This is a genomic window from Streptomyces sp. NPDC018964 (assembly GCF_044390325.1).
Lineage (GTDB): Bacteria > Actinomycetota > Actinomycetes > Streptomycetales > Streptomycetaceae > Streptomyces.
On the sequence record NZ_JBIRYZ010000010.1, the window covers coordinates 196881 to 215432 of the forward strand.

An 18552-nucleotide genomic window follows, 5' to 3' on the forward strand; every position below is an offset into this window, starting at 1 on the left:
CTTGACCTGCGCCGTCGACCGGACGGGCAAGTCTGGGAAGATGGCCCCGACAACGACGTCGCATCCAAGGTTCCAGGTCAGGGCCGACCGTACGCAGTAACGCAGTACGCCACACCGCACGCTTAAGGAGCGGACAGATGCCCATCGCAACTCCCGAGGTCTACAACGAGATGCTCGACCGGGCGAAGGCGGAGAAGTTCGCCTACCCGGCCATCAACGTCACCTCGTCCCAGACCCTGCACGCGGCACTGCGCGGCTTCGCCGAGGCGGAGAGCGACGGCATCGTCCAGATCTCGACGGGCGGCGCCGAGTTCCTGGGCGGCCAGCACAAGAAGGAGATGGTGACCGGCGCGGTCGCGCTCGCCGAGTTCGCGCACATCGTCGCCGAGAAGTACGACGTCAACATCGCCCTGCACACGGACCACTGCCCGAAGGACAAGCTCGACGGGTACGTCCGCCCGCTGCTCGCGCTGTCCGAGGAGCGCGTCAAGGCCGGCCGCAACCCGCTGTTCCAGTCCCACATGTGGGACGGCTCCGCGGAGACCCTCGCCGACAACCTCTCCATCGCCCAGGAGCTCCTCGAGCGCGCCCGCGCCGCGAAGATCATCCTGGAGGTCGAGATCACCCCGACCGGCGGCGAGGAGGACGGCGTCTCGCACGAGATCAACGACTCCCTCTACACCACGGTCGACGACGCCGTCCGCACCGCGGAGGCCCTCGGCCTCGGCGACAAGGGCCGCTACCTGCTCGCCGCGTCCTTCGGCAACGTGCACGGCGTGTACAAGCCGGGCAACGTCGTCCTCCGCCCCGAGCTGCTGAAGGAGCTCAACGAGGGCGTCGCCGCCAAGTACGGCAAGCCGGCCGGCTCCCAGCCGTTCGACTTCGTCTTCCACGGCGGCTCCGGCTCCACCCCGGAGGAGATCCTCACCGCGCTGGAGAACGGCGTCGTGAAGATGAACATCGACACCGACACCCAGTACGCGTTCACCCGTCCGGTCGTCGACCACATGTTCCGCAACTACGCCGGCGTCCTGAAGGTCGACGGCGAGGTCGGCGACAAGAAGACCTACGACCCGCGCACCTGGGGCAAGCTGGCCGAGGCGTCGATGTCGGCCCGCGTCGTGGAGGCCTGCCAGAACCTGCGTTCCACGGGCACCCGCCTGAAGTAGCACCGCGTGGACGTGGGAGCCCGGTACCGCACGCGGTACCGGGCTCCTTCCGTATGCTCGCCGTATGCCCGACGTCCGGCTGGCCTCCCCGCAGGGCAGGTGGATCCTGCTCACCACGGTCCTCGGCTCCAGCATGGCGCTGCTGGACTCCACCGTGGTCAACGTCGCCCTCCCGCGCATCGGCCGCGACCTCGACGCCGACCTCGCCGCCCTCCAGTGGACCGTCAACGCCTACATGGTCACGCTGGCCGGGCTGATCCTGCTCGGCGGGGCGCTCGGCGACCGGTACGGGCGGCGGAAGGTGTTCGTCGTCGGCGTCCTGTGGTTCGCCGCGGCCTCCCTGCTGTGCGGCCTCGCCCCGAACGCCGGCGTCCTCATCGCCGCCCGTGCCCTCCAGGGCGTCGGCGGCGCCCTGCTCACCCCCGGCTCGCTCGCCCTCATCCAGGCCACCTTCCACCCCGACGACCGGGGCCGCGCGGTCGGCCTGTGGTCCGGCTTCGGCGGCATCGGCGCGGCTGTCGGACCGTTCGTCGGCGGCTGGCTGGTGGACGGGCCCGGCTGGCGCTGGGTGTTCCTCCTCAACGTGCCGCTCGCCCTGCTCTGCGCCCCCGTCGCCGTCCGCCACGTACCGGAGTCGACGGGCGGGGAGCACGAGGGCCGCTTCGACGTCCTCGGCGCCGCGCTCGGCGCGGTCGCCCTCGCCCTGGTGACGTACGCGCTGATCGAGGCCGGTGAGGGGTCCCTGCTCGTCACGGTCACCGCGGTCGCGGGACTGGCCGCCGCGGTCGCGTTCGTCCTCGTCGAGAAGCGCCGACCGCACCCGATGATGCCGCTCGACATCTTCGCCTCCCGGCAGTTCACCGCCGTCAACCTGGTCACCCTGTGCGTGTACGCGGCGTTCGGCGGGTTCTTCTTCCTCGCCGCGCTCCAGCTCCAGGTCGTCGTCGGCTGGTCCGCGCTGGCCGCCGGTACGGCCCTGCTGCCCACGACCGCCCTGATGCTGCTGCTCTCCGCCCGCTCGGGTGAGCTGGGCGACCGGATCGGCCCGCGTATCCCGCTCACCGTCGGACCGCTGCTGTGCGCCGCCGGGATGCTGCTGATGCTGCGGGTGGGGCCCGGCGCCTCGTACGCCACCGAGGTGCTGCCCGCGCTGCTGGTGCTCGGCCTCGGCATGGTCACCCTGGTCGCCCCGCTCACCGCGACCGTCCTCGCCTCCGTGGCCACCGCGCGGGCGGGCCTGGCCAGCGGCATCAACAACGCCGCCGCCCGCGCGGCCGGCCTGGTCGCGGTGGCCGCGCTGCCGCTGCTCGCCGGGATGGGCCCGGAGGCGTACCGGCTCCCCGACGCCTTCGACGACGCGTTCCGGCGGGCGATGGTGCTGTGCGCGGCCGTCCTGGCGGCCGGATCGGCGATCGCCTGGGCGACCGTGCGCCGCCCGGCCCCCGACTGCCCGCACCCCGAGTGCCACACCCACGGCAGCGTGGCGGTGCCCCCGCTGGAGGCGGGGGAGGAGGGCGGGAGTCCGCCCCGCTGATGTACGAGACTGGACCCATGTCGATTCACGAGAACCTCCTCGGGGGCCCGCCCCCGACCCACCTCCCCGACGACCCGGGCCCGCGCGAGCTGCTCGCCTCCGGCGCCACGCCCGCCGACGCCGCCGCCAAGTACCCCACCTCCTCGCTGGCCTGGGCCCGGCTGGCCGACGAGGCCTTCGAGCGGGGCAGCGTCGTGGAGTCGTACGCGTACGCCCGTACCGGCTACCACCGCGGACTGGACGCGCTGCGCCGCAACGGCTGGAAGGGCCACGGCCCGGTGCCGTGGGAGCACGAGCCCAACCGCGGCTTCCTGCGCGCCCTGCACGCCCTCGCCCGCGCCGCGCAGGCGATCGGCGAGCAGGAGGAGTACGAGCGCTGCTCGCAGTTCCTGAAGGACTCCTCGCCGACGGCGGCCCAGGTCCTGGGCTGACCGGCTGACCTGTGATGTCTCCGGGGCCCGCCTGTGCGCAGGCGGGCCTTGCGGTTCCGGGGGACGATTGCGCAGGATGCACCGTGGGGACCGGGGCCCCCGTGCCGGTAACGGCAGGGGCGGACCGCTACCCGGAGTACAGGTACAGGAGACAGCGATGTCCCACGAGGCTCACGAGCAGCCCGAGACCCCGCATCTCGACTTCGAGGGAACGACCCCCTACGAGGACTACGTCAAGGCCGACGTCCTCACCCACCTGCAGCACACCCTCTCCGACGATCCCGGAGAGATGGTCTTCCTGGTCACCACCCAGGTCATGGAGCTGTGGTTCACCGTCATCGTCCACGAGTGGGAGACCGCGGCGAAGGCGCTGCGCCAGGACGACATCCCGGTCGCCGTCGACGCGCTGAAGCGGTCCGTACGGGAACTGGAGGCGCTGAACGCCTCCTGGAAGCCGCTGAGCGGGCTCACCCCGGCGCAGTTCAACTCCTACCGGGGCGCCCTCGGCGAGGGCTCCGGCTTCCAGTCGGCGATGTACCGGCGCATGGAGTTCCTGCTCGGCGACAAGTCCGCGTCCATGCTGGTCCCGCACCGGGGCGCGCCCCGCGTGCACGCCGAGCTGGAGAAGGCGCTGCACGAGCCGAGCCTGTACGACGAGGTGCTGCGGCTGCTCGCCCGGCGCGGGCACGCGATCCCGGACGACGTACTACGGCGCGACGTGTCACGGAAGTACGAGCCGTCGGCGCAGGTGGAGGCGGTCTGGACGGCCGTCTACTCCGGCGACGAGCGGGACGAGGTGGCCCGGCTCGGCGAGGCGCTGACCGATGTCGCCGAACTGGTGTGGCGCTGGCGCAACGACCACCTGGTCGCCACCCGCCGCGCGATGGGCGCCAAGACCGGCACGGGAGGCTCCGCCGGGGTGGCCTGGCTGGAGAAGCGGGCGCAGAAGAGCGTGTTCCCCGAGCTGTGGACGGCGCGGTCCTATGTCTGAGCTCGCGATGAAGGCGGAGAAGCTGGACGCCTCCGACGAACTGGCCGCCAAACGCGGCGAGTTCGTGCTCGACGACGTCGTCTACCTCGACGGCAACTCGCTGGGTGCGCTGCCCGTCGCCGTGCCCGGCCGGGTCGAGGACGTGGTGCGCCGGCAGTGGGGCGAGCTGCGGATCCGGTCCTGGACCGAGGGCGACTGGTGGACGGCGCCGGAACGGATCGGCGACCGGATCGCGCCGCTCGTCGGCGCGGCGGCCGGGCAGATCGTGGTCGGCGACTCGACCAGCGTCAACGTGTTCAAGGCGCTGGTGGGCGCGGTACGACTGGCACGGCTGGGCGATGCGGCGCGGGACGAGATCGTGGTCGACGCGACCACCTTCCCCACGGACGGCTACATCGCCGGGTCGGCGGCCCGGATGACCGGGTGCACGCTGCGTCCGGTGCCCCCGTCCGAGGTGCCGGGCGCGCTCGGTGACCGTACGGCCGCCGTGCTGCTCAACCACGTCGACTACCGCACCGGGCGACTGCACGACCTGCCGTCGCTGACGGCCGCCGTGCACGCGGCGGGGGCGGTGGTGGTCTGGGACCTGTGCCACAGCGCGGGCGCGCTGCCGGTCGGCCTGGACGAGCACGGCGTGGACCTGGCGGTCGGCTGCACCTACAAGTACCTCAACGGCGGGCCCGGTTCACCGGCGTTCCTGTACGTGCGCGCGGACCTCCAGGACCGCTTCGACTCCCCGTTGCCGGGATGGAACTCGCACGTCGAACCCTTCGGGATGCGTACGGAGTACGAACCGGCGGCGGGCGCGGTGCGCGGACGGGTCGGCACCCCGGACATCCTCTCCATGCTCGCCCTGGAGGCGGCCCTGGAGGTCTGGGACGGGGTGACGGTCGAGGCGGTGCGCGCCAAGTCGCTCGCGCTGACGGACTTCTTCCTGGAGTGCGTCGAGGAGTACGTGCCCGAGGGGCGGGTCGCGTGCGTGACGCCGCGTGCGCACGGCGAGCGGGGCAGCCAGATCGCCCTGCGCTGCCCGGACGCCGGGGACGTGATGGAGCGGCTGATCGAGCGGGGCGTGGTCGGCGACTTCCGCCGGCCGGACGTGCTCCGCTTCGGCTTCACCCCGCTGTACGTCGGCTTCGCGGACGTGGAGCGGGCGGCGCGGGTGCTGGCGGAGGTGCTGGCGTAGTCCCCGGGGCCGGGGGGTGACGCCGTCGTACGGTGTCGCTCCCCGGGTCCGCTGACCGAGCGTGACATCCCCATGTCGGCGCACGTGGACGTGCTGATACCGTCCCGGCCGAACGGCCGCGTTCCCGCATGGTCCGTCACTTACTTGGTAACGCTGAGAGGTTGAGGAATGACGGACGACATCACAGCCGCCCGGGCCGCCACCGAGGAGGAGTCGGCCTTCTCCCACCCGCCCGTGGACCCCGACACCACGGCGGCGTACGGCGACCACCCGGACCAGGTCGTCGACTTCTACGCGCCGCGCGGGGAGGGCGGGCCCGCGCCGGTGGTGGTCGTGCTGCACGGCGGCGCCTGGCGGGCACCGTACGACCGGCGCCACATCAGCCCGTTCGCGGCGTTCCTGGCCGGGCGGGGCTTCGCCGTGGCCAGCGTCGAGTACCGGCGCGGGGCGGGGGAGCCGGGCGGCGGTGGTCCGGTCGCGGGGCGGTGGCCCGACACCTTCGACGACGTCGCCGCCGCGCTGGACGCGCTGCCGGTGCTGGTGCGGGAGCACGTGCCGAGGGCCGATCCGCGGCGGATCGTGCTCACCGGGCACTCGGCCGGTGGCCACCTGGCGCTGTGGGGCGCCGCGCGGCACGTCCTGCCGGCGGGCTCCCGCTGGCGCACGGACGGGCCCGCACCGCTGCGCGGCGTCGTCGCGCTCGCCCCGATCGCGGACCTCGAGGTCGCCGACAAGTTGGACGTGTGCGAGGGCGCGGCGCGGCAACTGCTGGGTGGCGACGACCACTTCGTCGAGCGTCGGCCGCACGCCGATCCCGGACTGCTGCTGCCCACCGGGATCGCCACCACCCTGGTGCAGGGGCGTACCGACGTCGTGGTGCCGCAGGCGGTCGCCGAGGCGTACGCGGAGGCGGCGGCGAAGGCGGGGGAGGTGGTGGGGGTGACGCTGCTGGAGGACGTGGGGCACTTTCCGCTGGTCGATCCGGGGGCGGATGCGTGTGCGGTGGTGGCGGAGGAGATCGCTCAGCTCGCGTGGTGAGCTTTTGTCGGGCCTCGGCCCGGTCGTGTCCCTGTCGGGCTCGGCCCGGTCGTACCCCTAGTACCTGAGAGCTACCCCGCAGGTGAGTCCTCCGGTGGGACGCGGGTTACCGGCTGCGCTCCGTAACTTCCTTTTCTCGTAAGCCCGATGGGCGGGCGGAGGAGGGAGGTGCGGCCACCGTGGTGCGCGAGCGTGTGGGGTGCCCGGCGTTGGAGTCGGCCGGGGGTGGGTTGCGCTGCCCGGCGCTGGCGGGGTGCTCCGCGATGGTGCGTGCCGGGGGGTGTTCGCGCGGCCCGGCGCTGGCGGGGTGCCGTCGCGCCCACCCGTGCCGCCCCAGCGGCACGACTGCCCGCGGAGACGCGGCATGCGGCGCGGCTGTCCGCGGGGCGCGGGGTTCGCTCGGGCTGCGCGGGTGGCTCGGATCGCGCGGGGCGCGGGTTTTGCGGGGGGTGCTTGCGGGGTTTGTCGCCTGTGCGGTGGTCGTGCCGCTCGTCGGGGCGGATCGGGGGCGGGTGCCCGCGCCGGTGCCCGCTGTGGTCGCGGGGCCGTCCGTGGCGAACCTCGACGCGGTGTACGCCGCACACCGGGCCAACGCCGGGGAAGCCGCCCGGATGGCCGCCGCGTACGGGGACCGGCGGCGGGCCGCCGCCGAGCGTGCGCTGGCCGGGCGGCAGTTGCTGCACTTCGACGGGCGGGGGGCCGGGCTGGTCACCGAGGTGTTCGGGGACCTCGCGCACGCCGGCCGGGTCGCCGTCCTCGTCCCCGGCTCCGACACCGGCATCGACACCTACGGCCGGTTCCGTGCCGCCGCCCTCGCCCTGCACGAGCGGCTCGGCACGCGGGCCGCCGTCGTGGCCTGGCTCGGCTACGAGACCCCCGCCACCGTCAGCGCCACCGTCGCCACCACCGACCGGGCGGAGGAGGCCGCACCCGGACTGCGGCGGCTCGTCGGTGACGTGCGTGCCGTCGCCGGGCCGCGTGCCCGCGTCTCCCTCCTCTGCCACTCCTACGGCTCCGTCGTCTGCGCCGAGGCCGCCGACGGCCTCGCCGTCGACGACATCGCCCTCCTCGGCAGCCCCGGCACCGGCTCCGACACCGCCGCCGGCCTGCGCACCCGGGCCCGGATCTGGGCCGCCCGGGGCACCGACGACTGGGTCGGACACGTTCCGCACCTCAGCGTGGACCTCCTCGGCACCACCGTCGGCTTCGGCACCGACCCCGTCTCCCCGGCCTTCGGCGCCCGGGTCTTCGCGGCCGGCGACGGCGGCCACAGCGACTACTTCGCCCCCGGCTCCCCCTCCCTGACCAACCTCACCCGCATCGTCCTCGGCGAGACCCCGGCGGTGACCTCGTGAGCCGCCTCACCACCGCGGTACGCCACGCCGCCGGCCGCGTCGACGCGGCCACCCCGGACCACCGCGACCGTGCCGTGGACGCCCTGCGGGCCGGCGCCGTCCTCGGTGTCGTCCTCGGCCACTGGCTGGTCACCGCCCTCGTCGCGGACGGCAGCACCCTGCGCGCCGCCAGCCCGCTCCAGCACCTGCCGTGGCTGGCACCCGTGTCCTGGGTGTTCCAGACCCTCGCCGTGTTCTTCCTGGTCGGCGGGCACGTGGCGACCCGCGGGTACGCCTCGTCCCGCGCCCGCGGCATCCCGTACCGCCGCTGGCTGCACGGCCGGCTGGCCCGGCTGTTCAAGCCGGTCGCCGCCGTCCTCCTCCTGTGGACGGCCGTCACCGCCGTGCTGCTGCTCTCCGGCGCCGAGTACGCGACCGTCCGCACGCTGGTGAAGCTGGCCCTGTCACCGCTGTGGTTCCTGCTGGTCTTCGCCGCCCTCACCGCCGCGACCCCGCTCGTCGCCCGGCTCCACCCGCTGTGGCCGCTCGCCGTCGTCCTCCACGTCGACCTGCTCCGCTTCGGCCTCGGCGCGGACGACCGGCTCGGCTGGCTGAACCTGGCGGCCGGCTGGCTGGTGCCGTACACCCTGGGCGCGGCCTGGACGCGCGGCGAGCTGGAACGCCGCAGGACCGGCTGGGTCCTCCTCCTCTCCGGTACGGCCGTCACGGCCGCGCTCGTCGCCCGGGCCGGGTACCCGGCGTCGATGGTCGGCGTCCCGGGTGCCGGGGTGTCCAACCTCAACCCGCCGACGCTGGCCGCCGTCACCTTCGGCCTCGCCCAGTGCGGGCTGGCGCTGCTGCTGCGGGACCGGCTGCGCGCGGCGATGCGGCGGCCCGTCGCGTGGGCGGCGGTGGCGCTGGTCAACCTTTCCGCGATGACGATCTTCCTCTGGCACCAGACCGCCCTCATGGCGACCACCGCCACCGGCCTCCTCGCCGGCCGTCTCCCCGGCCTGCACACCGTCCCCGACGGCCTCGGCTGGGTCGCCGCCCGGCTGGTGTGGCTGCCGGTGTTCGTCCTCGCCCTCACGGTCTGCCGGTCGGCGTTCCGGTCCTGGGAGCGGGGTGGCGGGCGCGGGGGACGGTCCCGGGTCGTCCGTACGCACCGGCCCACGACGAAGGACGTACGGCATGTCTAGGCTGAACCGGGTGACGAACAAGGGGGCGGAGGCCGTCCTGCGGTGGCTCCGGGTGCTGCGGGACGACCTGCTGACGGTGCGTGCGGACCCGCTGCCGCCGTCGGAGTGGCTGCGCTGGGTGCCGCACGGATTCGTGTGCCTGGCCGCGTTCGTCGTCTTCTTCGGCGACCTGAACCAGCTCCAGGGGTACGGGAAGATCGGCCACGGCCAGGCCCTGATGGTCGCGGTCGGACAGTGTGGGGCGGCCGTCCTCGCGTTGCGGCGTCCGGTGCCGGCGCTGTGGTTGTCGCTCATCGCCTCGCTGGCGGGCGCCGTCCTGGCGCGCCGCATGCTGATGGCCGGCCAGATCGACGGATTCCCGTGGCCCTGGCACGCCTGGGGGATCACGACCCACCTGCTCGTGCTGCTGCTGCTCGCCCTGCGCGTGCCCACCCGGGTGTCGGTCGGGGCACTGGCGCTGACGGGGCTGCTCACCTACGTCCTCCAGGGACTCTGGGGCGCGTGGAACCACTCGCCCACCGGCGAGACCGCCGTCGTTCTGTTCACCGTCGCCGTCGTCCTCGGTACCGCCCTGCGCGGCCGCCGCGAGGCCCGCGCCGAACTCGGCCGGCAGACCACCCTCACCGCCGAGGAACGCGCCCGCCGCACCCTCCTGGAGGAACGCAGCCGGATCGCCCGAGAGCTGCACGACGTGGTCGCCCACCACATGTCGGTGATCTCCATCCAGGCGCAGGTCGCCCCGCACCTGGTCCAGGACCCGCCCGACGAGCTGAAGGAGAACCTCGCCGGCATCCGCCAGAACGCCGTCGAGGCGCTGACCGAGCTGCGCCGCGTCCTCGACGTGCTGCGCTCCGAACACCCCGCCCCCGGCGAACGCTCGGACGCCCCGCAGCCCACCCTCGACCGTCTCGAATCACTGGTGGAGAACACCCGCGCCGCCGGACTGACCGTGACCACCGAGATCACCGGCGAACGGCGTCCGCTGCCGCCAGGCGTGGAGCTGTCGGCGTACCGGATCGTGCAGGAGGCGCTGAGCAACGTGCTGCGGCACGCGCCCGGCGCGACCGCCCACGTCACCCTGGCCTACGATCCGCGGGGGCTGCGGGTGACGGTCGTCAACACCGGCCCGACCCGGGAGGCACCGCCGTCCGCGGGCGCCGGGCACGGACTGCTCGGCATGCGGGAACGGGCCGTCATGCTGGGCGGCAGGCTGACGGCCGGCCCCTGGGCCGGGAAGGGCTACAAGGTCGACGCCTACCTCCCGGCCCCCGCCCCGCCCGCCACCGACCCCCTTCCCCAGGACGGCACCGCATGATCCGCGTACTGATCGCCGACGACCAGCAGATGGTCCGGCAGGGTTTCACCGTGCTGCTCAACACGCAGTCCGACATCGAGGTCGTCGGCCAGGCGGTGAACGGTCTCGACGCGGTCGCGCAGGTCGCCGAGCTCGCCCCGGACGTCGTCCTGATGGACATCCGCATGCCCGAACTCGGCGGTATCGAGGCCACCGCCCGCATCACCACCGCCACCCCGGACGTCCGGGTCCTCGTCCTGACCACCTTCGACCTCGACGAGTACGTGTACGAGGCGCTGCGCGCCGGGGCCTCCGGGTTCCTGCTGAAGGACGCCTCCGCCGACCAACTGGCTGAAGCGGTGCGGGTGGTGGCGGCGGGGGACGCCCTGCTCGCGCCCGGGATCACCCGCCGGCTGATCGCCGAGTTCTCCCGGCTGGACGCCCGCCCCCGCAGCCCCCTCAAACAGCGCGTGGGCGACCTCACCGAACGTGAGACGGAGGTGCTCGCGCTGATCGCGCAGGGCCTGTCCAACGCGGAGATAGCGGTACGCCTCGTGGTGGCCGAGCAGACCGTGAAGACGCACGTCGGCCGCATCCTGGTGAAACTGGGTCTGCGGGACCGCACCCAGGCGGCGGTGTTCGCGTACGAGTCGGGGCTGGTGCGTCCCTCCGGGTACTGACGGGTGACCCGGCGCGCGGCCCGCGTAGTACCTGAGACGGACGCCCGGGAACCCCTCTCAGCGGGGACGACCGCGCTCACCCGGTCGGCCTACCGTGTGAGCGTGACCGAGACGACTCACCAGCAGCCCCCGGCCGCCCCGCGCGGGGCCGGGGCGGGGACCCGCAGCCCGGAGTACCAGGCGGCCCGGAGCGCCCTGCGCGGGCTGCGCCAGGACCTGTTCCGCGACCCCTTCGCCTACCGTCCGCTGCCGCCCCGGCGCACGGACGGCCCGTTCGTCCGCCGGCTGCCCGCCCGGCTGCGGTCGGCCGCGCAGCACCTCCCGCACGCGGTGGTGGGGGTGCTGGCGCTGATCGCCCTGATGGCCGGCACGCTGTCGAGCGGTCTGCCCGGCGGGGACGTGATGGCCCTGCTGATCGGCCTGCTGTGCGCGCTCCCGGTGCTCGCCACGCTGGTCCGGCCGGCCGGCGCGTTCTGGCTGTCCCTGGCGGTGACCCCGGTGGTCGCGCTGATCAAGAGCGGCCAGGGCGACTGGCCGTGGATGCCCGGCGCGTTCGTCTGCCACCTGGCGGTGCTGGTCGTCGTGGCGCTGCGCACCCGGCCCCGCACCGCCGCCTGGATGTGGGTCCTGACCGGCGTGTACGCCTTCCTCTCGGACGGGGTCCTCGGCGGGTCGTACTACTACACGAACAGTGCGCCCATGATGGTGACGTCCGCGTTCGCCCTGCTCGTGGTCTGTCTCTGGCACGTCCGCCGCACCGCCCAGCAGGAGGTGACCGCCCAGCAGACGGTCACCGCGCACGAGCGTTCCCGGCGCACGGCACTGGAGGAGCGCACCACCATCGCCCGCGAGCTGCACGACGTGGTCGCCCACCACATGTCGGTGGTCGCCATCCAGGCCGAGGCCGCGCCCTACCGGGTGGAGAACCCACCGCCGGAGCTGGAGCGCGCCTTCGTCACCATCCGCGAGAACGCGGTGGCCGCCCTCACCGAGCTGCGCCGCATCCTGGGCGTGGTCCGCGCCGAGGACTACGAGGCCCCGGACGCCCCGCAGCCCACCCTCGCCGACCTGGACGCCCTGCTCGTCAACGTGCGCGACGCGGGGCTGCGGGTGGAGAAGGTGGTGACCGGCGCGGTGCGGGAGCTGCCGCAGGGGGTGGAGCTGTCGGCGTACCGGATCGTGCAGGAGGCGCTGAGCAACAGCCTGCGGCACGCGCCCGGCGCGGGCGCCCGCGTGGAGATCGGGTACGTCCTCGGCGGCCTCGGTGTGCGCGTCGTCAACGACCCGGCCCCCGAACCGATCCTGATCAAAGCCTCACCCGGCGCGGGTCACGGCCTCACCGGCATGCGCGAGCGGGTCACCATGCTGAGCGGCGAGATGACGGCCGGCCCGACGGACGACGGCGGCTACGAGGTCACCGTGTTCCTGCCCGTCGCCACGGTGAACGAAGGTGACGCATGACGATCCGTGTCCTGATCGTGGACGACCAGATGATGGTGCGCGAGGGCTTCTCGGTCCTGCTGGGCGCGATGCCCGACATCGAGGTCGTCGGCGAGGCCGTCAACGGCCGCGAGGCGGTGGAGCGGGTCCGTGAACTCGCCCCCGACGTCGTCCTCATGGACATCCGCATGCCCGAGCTGAACGGCATCGACGCGACCCGGGAGATCGTCGCCGCCGACAGCGCCGCGAAGGTGCTCGTGCTGACCACCTTCGACCTCGACGAGTACGTCTACCAGGCGCTGCGCGCGGGCGCCTCCGGCTTCCTGCTCAAGGACGCCTCCGCCCGCCAGCTCGCCGACGGGGTGCGGATCGTCGCGGCCGGGGAGGCGCTGCTCGCCCCGACGGTGACCAAGCGCCTGATCACCGAGTTCTCCAAGCTGTCCGAGACGCCGCGGCTGATGCCGTCCGCGCAGGCGGCGTACGGTGACCTCACCGAGCGGGAGACGGAGGTGCTGGTGCTGATCGCGCAGGGCCTGTCGAACGCGGAGATCGCGGGGCGGCTGGTGGTCGCCGAGTCGACGATCAAGACGCACGTCAGCCGCATCCTGGTGAAACTGGGCCTGCGCGACCGCACCCAGGCGGCGGTGTTCGCGTACGAGGCGCGGCTGGTCACACCGGGCTGAGCCCGCAGCCCGCGCCCCCCCTAGAGTGAGGCGCATGGAACAGCGCATCACCCTGATCACGTTGGGAGTCACCGACCTCGCCCGGTCGAAGACCTTCTACGAGGCCCTGGGCTGGCGGGGCCAGGAGGTCCAGGAGACCGTCTTCTTCCAGGCGGGCGGTCTCGGCCTGGTCCTGTGGGGCCGGGACAAGCTGGCGCGGGACACCGGACTCGTACCGGGGACCGCGGGCGGGTTCGGCGGCATCGTCCTCGCGCACAACGTCCGCTCCGACACCGAGGTCGACGAACTGCTCGCGGCGGCCGACCGGGCCGGAGGCACGGTCACCAAGCCGGCCGTCGTCAACGACATCGGCTTCTACTCCGGCGCCTTCACCGACCCCGACGGCCACGCCTGGGAGGTCGCCCACAACCCCGGCCTCCCGCTCGCCGAGGACGGCACGGTCACCCTCCCCGACTTCGGCGCCGCCTGACCGACACCCGGCACCCCTGGTCAGAGGGCGGGGAGGCGGTCTACCGTCCGTCCATGGCAGCTCCTTCCGACCTCGCTTTCGACCCCTGGGACCCCGCGTTCGTCGCCGACCCGTACCCCGCCTACGCCGAGCTGCGGGAACAGGGCCGGGTGCGGTACTTCGAGCCGACGGACCAGTGGCTGGTCGCCCACCACGCGGACGTCTCGGCGCTGCTGCGCGACCGGCGCCTGGGACGCACCTACCAGCACCGCTTCACCCACGAGGAGTTCGGCCGCACCGCCCCGCCGCCGGAGCACGAGCCGTTCCACACCCTCAACGACCACGGCATGCTCGACCTCGAACCGCCGGACCACACCCGCATCCGCCGCCTGGTGTCGAAGGCGTTCACCCCGCGCACCGTGGAGCGCCTCAGGCCGTACGTCACGCGTCTCGCCGACGACCTGGTGTCCGCGCTGGTCGACGCGGGCGGCGGCGACCTGCTGAGGGACGTCGCCGAGCCGCTGCCGGTCGCGGTGATCGCCGAGATGCTCGGCATCCCGGAGTCCGACCGGGCACCGCTGCGCCCCTGGTCGGCCGACATCTGCGGCATGTACGAGCTGAACCCGCCGGAGGAGACGGCGGCGAGGGCCGTCCGGGCGTCGGTCGAGTTCTCCGACTACCTGCGCGGTCTGATCGCCGAACGCCGCGAGAACCCCGGCGACGACCTGATCTCCGGCCTGATCGCCGCCCACGACGAGGACGACGACCGGCTCACCGAGCAGGAGATGATCTCCACCTGCGTGCTGCTGCTCAACGCGGGCCACGAGGCCACCGTGAACTCCACGGTCAACGGCTGGTGGGCCCTGTTCCGTCACCCCGACCAGCTCGCCGCCCTGCGCGCCGACCACTCCCTGGTCCCGTCCGCCGTGGAGGAGCTGATGCGCTACGACACCCCGCTCCAGCTCTTCGAACGCTGGGTCCTCGACGAGATCGAGATCGACGGCCGGGTGATCCCGAGGGGCGCGGAGATCGCGATGCTCTTCGGCTCCGCCAACCACGACCCGGCGGTCTTCACCGACCCGTCCCGCCTGGACCTCACCCGCCGCGACAACCCGCACATCTCCTTCAGCGCCGGCATCCACTACTGCATCGGCGCCCCCCTGGCCCGTATCGAGCTGGCGGCGTCGATGACGGCCCTGCTGGAGAAGGCCCCGACACTGCGGCTCGCGGCGGAGCCGCAGCGGAAGCCGAACTTCGTGATCAGGGGACTGGAAGGGCTGGCCGTGGAGCTGGGTTGATCACCCGTTCGGCTGATCATGGCGCACATCCGCCGAGCGCTCGCCCGAGAACCGGGAAGCTGGTGAGCGCCTGCGAAGGAGGGCACCATGGCGGTCATGACGCAGCACATGGCTCAGATGTCCGTGGAGGAGTTCGAGGAGCTCGCTGCCCACGTGGCCGAGAAGTTCGACGCCGTCAGGTTGGAGTTCATCAACGGACGGGTCGGGATCAAGGGCATGACGGACGGCAACCACAGCGAGGTCATCCGGTGGCTGCAGGAGTGCTTCCTTCTGACGGGCAGCGGCCTGTGGCTCTACGGAGGCGGGGAGCTGGGACTGAAGGTCGAGAAGTACCGCAAGGGCCGTGCTCTCCCGGACGCCGTGCTTGCGCCTCGCGGGACATTCGCCGGGAAGGGGGACTGGGCCGAGACCGAGGGCGTGATCATGACGGTCGAGGTCACGTCCTACGATTCGGACACCCACCGTCGGGACCGTGAGGAGAAGCCCGTAGGTTACGCCGACGCGGGCATCCCCTACTACCTGCTGATCGACCGCGACGACCGCTCCGTCACGCTCTTCAGCGTTCCCGTTCCGGGCGAGGGATACAGCAGCACGGTGCGGAAGTCCTTCGGCCAGAAGCTTTCCCTGCCGGAACCGATCGGCATCGAACTCGACACCGAGGAGCTCAAGCAGTACGTGGACTGACGCGACGTCACGTCGTCATGTCCCTGCGCCGCAGCCCGGCCAGCCCCACCGCCACCAGCCCCGCCGCGAGCCCCGTGAGGACCAGCACCGGGGGCCACTCCATGCCCCCGCCCGGCAGCTTCGGCAGATGACCGAAGGGCGACAGCTCCAGCACCGCCCGCGGCACGTCCAGTGCCGGACCGATCCAGCCGACCAGCAGCACCGCACCGGCCACGCCCCACGCGGCCGTCGCCGCCCCGGGCGCCAGCCCGTACAGCAGGACCGCGACCCCGCCGATCACCCACACCGCCGGAATCTGCACCAGGCACGCGCCGAGGACCGCCCCCGCCTGCTCGCCGTGACCGAGCGCGAGACCCGCCCCCGCGAGCAGCATCAGCAGCGTCGACCCGCCGAACGCCACCGTCAGATGCCCGGCGGCCCAGCGCAGCCGTCCGACCGCTCCCGCGAGGACCGGTTCGGCCCGCCCGGAAGTCTCCTCGCCGTGCAGCCGCAGTACCGACGCCACGATGTACAGGGCCGCCACCAGCCCCAGCATCCCGGCCATCGCCGTGAGGAACGCGTCCGTCAGCCCCGACTGCCCGCCCATCCGCTGGAAGATCTCCCGGGCGCCCTCGTTGTCGCCGACCAGCTCGGCCGCCCCGTCCGCCATCCCGCCGTACACCAGCCCCGCCAGCAGGAACCCGATGCTCCAGCCGAGCACACCGCCCCGCTGCAACCGCCACGCCAGCGCCCCCGCGCCGCCCAGCCGCCCGGCGGCCGGTCCCGGACGGCTCGGCAGGAAGCTCATGCCGAGATCCCGGCGCCCGGCGAGCGCGTACGCCGCCGCCCCCTGGAGCAGCACCGCGCCCGCGAACAGCCCCAGCACCCACCACCGTTCACCGGCGAACGCCCGCAGGTTCGTCAGCCAGCCGAGCGGTGACGCCCACGTCAGCGGCGACGAACCGTCACTGGTCGCCGAGTCGCCCGCCGCCCGCAGTACGAACGCGGCACCCAGCACCGCCGCCGTCAGCCCCCGGGCGAGCCGGGCGCTCTCCGTCAGCTGGGCCACGATCGCCGCCATCGTCGCGAAGACCATGCCCACGCCCGCGATCCCGAGCCCGAACACGAGCGCGCCCGCCGCGCCCTGACCGGCCAGCCCCGCCGTCACCAGCAGCGCCAGCACCCCGTTCGCGACGGCCGCCGCGAGCAGCGCCGCCGTCAGCGAGGCCCTGCGGCCCACCATCCCGGACGCCACCATCTCCTGACGCCCGCTCTCCTCCTCGTCCCGGGTGTGCCGTACGACGACCAGCAGACCGACCACGGCGGCCAGCGCCCCCGCGTACACCCCGGCCCGCCAGGCGGTCAGCGCGCCGAGGGAGTCGCCGAGGACGGGGCCGACCATGGCGCGCAGGGAGGAGTTGCCGGACATCTGGGTGACCAGGTCGGCGCGTTCGGCGGGAGTGCCGTACAGGCCCTTGAGCGTGCTCGGCATCGACAGCACCATCAGCGCGTTCACCGCGACCCACACCGGGATCATCACCCGGTCCCGGCGCAGCGCGAAGCGCAGCAGGATGCCGGTGCCGGCGAGCTGCCGTGCGCTCGCGGGCCGTACGGCGAAGGCGGTGGCGCTCATCGGGCGGTCACCTCGTCCTGGTAGTGCCGCAGGAAGAGTTCCTCCAGCGTCGGCGGGGTGGATGTCAGTGAGCGCACGCCCGACTCGCTCAGCGAGCGCAGCACCGCGTCCAGCTTGTCGGTGTCGACCTGGAGGCGGACCCGGCGCCCTTGCACGTCGAGGTCGTGCACGCCGGGCAGCGCGGCGAGGCCGTTGGGCGGGCCGGCGAGTTCGGCGCTGACGCTCGTCCGGGTCAGATGCCGCAGCTCGGCGAGCGAGCCGCTCTCCACCGTGACCCCCTTGCGGATGATGCTGACCCGGTCGCACAGCTCCTCCACCTCGCTGAGGATGTGCGAGGACAGCAGCACGGTCCGCCCGCGCTCCCGCTCCTCGGCGACACAGCGCTGGAAGACCTCCTCCATCAGCGGGTCCAGGCCGGACGTCGGCTCGTCGAGGATCAGCAGGTCGACGTCGGAGGCGAACGCCGCCACCAGGGCCACCTTCTGCCGGTTGCCCTTGGAGTACGTGCGGCCCTTCTTCGTCGGGTCCAGCTCGAACCGCTCGGTCAGCTCGGCGCGGCGGTGCGGGTCCAGGCCGCCGCGCAGCCTGCCGTACAGGTCGATGACCTCGCCCCCGGAGAGGTTGCGCCACAGCGTCACGTCACCGGGGACGTAGGCGATCCGGCGGTGGATCTCCACGGCGTCCGTCCACGGATCCCGGCCGAGCACCCGGGCGGCACCGGAATCGGCGCGCAGCAGGCCGAGCAGGACGCGGATGGTGGTGGACTTCCCGGAGCCGTTGGGGCCGAGGAAGCCGTGGACCTCGCCGGTCTCGACGCTCAGGTCGAGACCGTCCAGTGCGTGGGTCCGGCCGAACGACTTGTGCAGTCCGGACACGGTGATGGCCTTCGTCATGCTTCGGAACGTACGCTTCTTTCAGAAATTTGTGAAGTTAAGGAAGTGTATAAATCGACGGCTAGACTTGATCCACGGCATCCACGGCGTCTGAGCAGGGGAGATGATCGGATCATGGCGGAACCGAGCGGCGCGGCCCGGGACCCGGAGGCGGTCTCCCGGTTCGTGGAGCACTTCGCGGCGCAGCTGGTCGAGGCCGGGATGCAGCGCATGCCCGCCCGCGTCTTCGCGGCCCTGCTCGCCTCCGACGCTGGGGTCCTGACCTCCGCCGAACTGGGTGCACAGCTCCAGATCTCACCGGCCGCGGTCTCCGGCGCGGTGCGCTACCTGTCCCAGGTCCACATGGTGTCCCGCGAGCGCGAGCCCGGCTCCCGCCGGGAGCGGTACCGGGTCCACGGCGACCAGTGGTACGAGGCGCTCACCAACCGTGAGGCCGTCATCAAGCGCTGGGAGGACGCGCTACGGGACGGCGTCACCAGCCTGGGTGCGGACACCCCGGCGGGGCGGCGGCTGGAGGAGACGCTGGCCTTCTTCGAGTTCGTGGAGAAGGAGGTCGAGGCGATGATGGGGCGCTGGCGGGTGCACCGGGAGGAGCGGTTCGGGCGGGAGTAGTCGATCTGCCACGCTGGGTGGTGGCT

At 73.1% G+C, this 18552-nt stretch carries 18 protein-coding genes; 16 read left to right on the forward strand and 2 right to left on the reverse strand.

Annotation, left to right across the window (positions count from 1 at the left end; translation table 11 throughout):
* The first annotated feature begins 137 nt into the window (after positions 1-137).
* The 15 genes from fbaA (at position 138) to ACH5AO_RS19350 (ending at position 15409) form a co-directional block, all read left to right on the forward strand.
* Positions 138-1169: a class II fructose-bisphosphate aldolase gene (fbaA, locus tag ACH5AO_RS19280; RefSeq protein ID WP_030863010.1), complete on the forward strand. Its 1032-nt coding sequence runs from the start codon at positions 138-140 to the stop codon at positions 1167-1169.
* Positions 1170-1233: 64 nt separating this feature from the next.
* Positions 1234-2703 carry an MFS transporter gene (locus tag ACH5AO_RS19285; RefSeq protein WP_398926109.1) on the forward strand — a complete coding sequence of 490 codons (1470 nt, stop codon included), beginning with the start codon at positions 1234-1236 and terminating at the stop codon, positions 2701-2703.
* A gap of 17 nt (positions 2704-2720) precedes the next feature.
* Positions 2721-3134 (forward strand): DUF3151 domain-containing protein, encoded by a 414-nt coding sequence (locus tag ACH5AO_RS19290; protein WP_398926111.1) that lies wholly within the window; start codon positions 2721-2723, stop codon positions 3132-3134.
* 157 nt (positions 3135-3291) lie between these two features.
* Positions 3292-4125: a tryptophan 2,3-dioxygenase family protein gene (locus tag ACH5AO_RS19295; protein ID WP_398926113.1), complete on the forward strand. Its 834-nt coding sequence runs from the start codon at positions 3292-3294 to the stop codon at positions 4123-4125.
* On the forward strand, positions 4118-5311 hold the full coding sequence (gene kynU / locus ACH5AO_RS19300; protein WP_398926115.1) for a kynureninase: 1194 nt from the start codon (positions 4118-4120) through the stop codon (positions 5309-5311). Before ACH5AO_RS19295 ends, kynU begins: the two co-directional genes overlap by 8 nt.
* 168 nt (positions 5312-5479) lie before the next feature.
* On the forward strand, positions 5480-6349 hold the full coding sequence (locus tag ACH5AO_RS19305) for an alpha/beta hydrolase (RefSeq protein ID WP_398926117.1): 870 nt from the start codon (positions 5480-5482) through the stop codon (positions 6347-6349).
* Between the two features lie 404 nt (positions 6350-6753).
* Positions 6754-7704, forward strand: a complete 951-nt coding sequence (locus tag ACH5AO_RS19310; RefSeq protein ID WP_398926339.1) for an alpha/beta hydrolase — start codon at positions 6754-6756, stop codon at positions 7702-7704.
* Complete coding sequence (locus tag ACH5AO_RS19315) at positions 7701-8882, forward strand: acyltransferase (protein WP_398926119.1); 1182 nt, start codon at positions 7701-7703, stop codon at positions 8880-8882. Before ACH5AO_RS19310 ends, ACH5AO_RS19315 begins: the two co-directional genes overlap by 4 nt.
* Entirely contained in the window at positions 8875-10197 is a 1323-nt protein-coding gene (locus ACH5AO_RS19320; protein WP_398926121.1) for a sensor histidine kinase, read from the forward strand. Before ACH5AO_RS19315 ends, ACH5AO_RS19320 begins: the two co-directional genes overlap by 8 nt.
* Positions 10194-10856 carry a response regulator gene (locus tag ACH5AO_RS19325; protein ID WP_398926123.1) on the forward strand — a complete coding sequence of 221 codons (663 nt, stop codon included), beginning with the start codon at positions 10194-10196 and terminating at the stop codon, positions 10854-10856. Before ACH5AO_RS19320 ends, ACH5AO_RS19325 begins: the two co-directional genes overlap by 4 nt.
* Before the next feature lie 102 nt (positions 10857-10958).
* Entirely contained in the window at positions 10959-12317 is a 1359-nt protein-coding gene (locus ACH5AO_RS19330) for a sensor histidine kinase (RefSeq protein WP_398926125.1), read from the forward strand.
* Positions 12314-12979, forward strand: a complete 666-nt coding sequence (locus ACH5AO_RS19335; protein ID WP_398926126.1) for a response regulator — start codon at positions 12314-12316, stop codon at positions 12977-12979. The genes ACH5AO_RS19330 and ACH5AO_RS19335 overlap by 4 nt, the downstream gene beginning before the upstream one ends.
* A gap of 34 nt (positions 12980-13013) precedes the next feature.
* Positions 13014-13448 carry a VOC family protein gene (locus ACH5AO_RS19340; protein ID WP_398926127.1) on the forward strand — a complete coding sequence of 145 codons (435 nt, stop codon included), beginning with the start codon at positions 13014-13016 and terminating at the stop codon, positions 13446-13448.
* 53 nt (positions 13449-13501) lie between these two features.
* On the forward strand, positions 13502-14725 hold the full coding sequence (locus ACH5AO_RS19345; RefSeq protein WP_398926129.1) for a cytochrome P450: 1224 nt from the start codon (positions 13502-13504) through the stop codon (positions 14723-14725).
* 87 nt (positions 14726-14812) lie between these two features.
* Positions 14813-15409, forward strand: a complete 597-nt coding sequence (locus ACH5AO_RS19350) for a Uma2 family endonuclease (RefSeq protein WP_398926131.1) — start codon at positions 14813-14815, stop codon at positions 15407-15409.
* 7 nt (positions 15410-15416) lie between these two features.
* Here ACH5AO_RS19350 and ACH5AO_RS19355 read toward each other — a convergent pair whose 3' ends face one another.
* Both ACH5AO_RS19355 and ACH5AO_RS19360 read right to left on the reverse strand, forming a co-directional pair.
* The gene (locus tag ACH5AO_RS19355) at positions 15417-17021 is read right to left on the reverse strand and encodes an ABC transporter permease (RefSeq protein WP_398926133.1); all 1605 of its coding nucleotides are present in this window, start codon (positions 17019-17021) and stop codon (positions 15417-15419) included.
* A complete protein-coding gene (locus tag ACH5AO_RS19360; RefSeq protein WP_398926135.1) occupies positions 17018-17914 on the reverse strand; it encodes an ATP-binding cassette domain-containing protein in 897 nt (298 codons plus the stop codon). The genes ACH5AO_RS19355 and ACH5AO_RS19360 overlap by 4 nt, the downstream gene beginning before the upstream one ends.
* A 114-nt stretch (positions 17915-18028) precedes the next feature.
* Between ACH5AO_RS19360 and ACH5AO_RS19365 the strand changes: the two genes are divergently transcribed.
* A complete protein-coding gene (locus ACH5AO_RS19365) occupies positions 18029-18526 on the forward strand; it encodes a GbsR/MarR family transcriptional regulator (RefSeq protein WP_398926138.1) in 498 nt (165 codons plus the stop codon).
* The last annotated feature ends 26 nt before the right edge of the window (positions 18527-18552 follow it).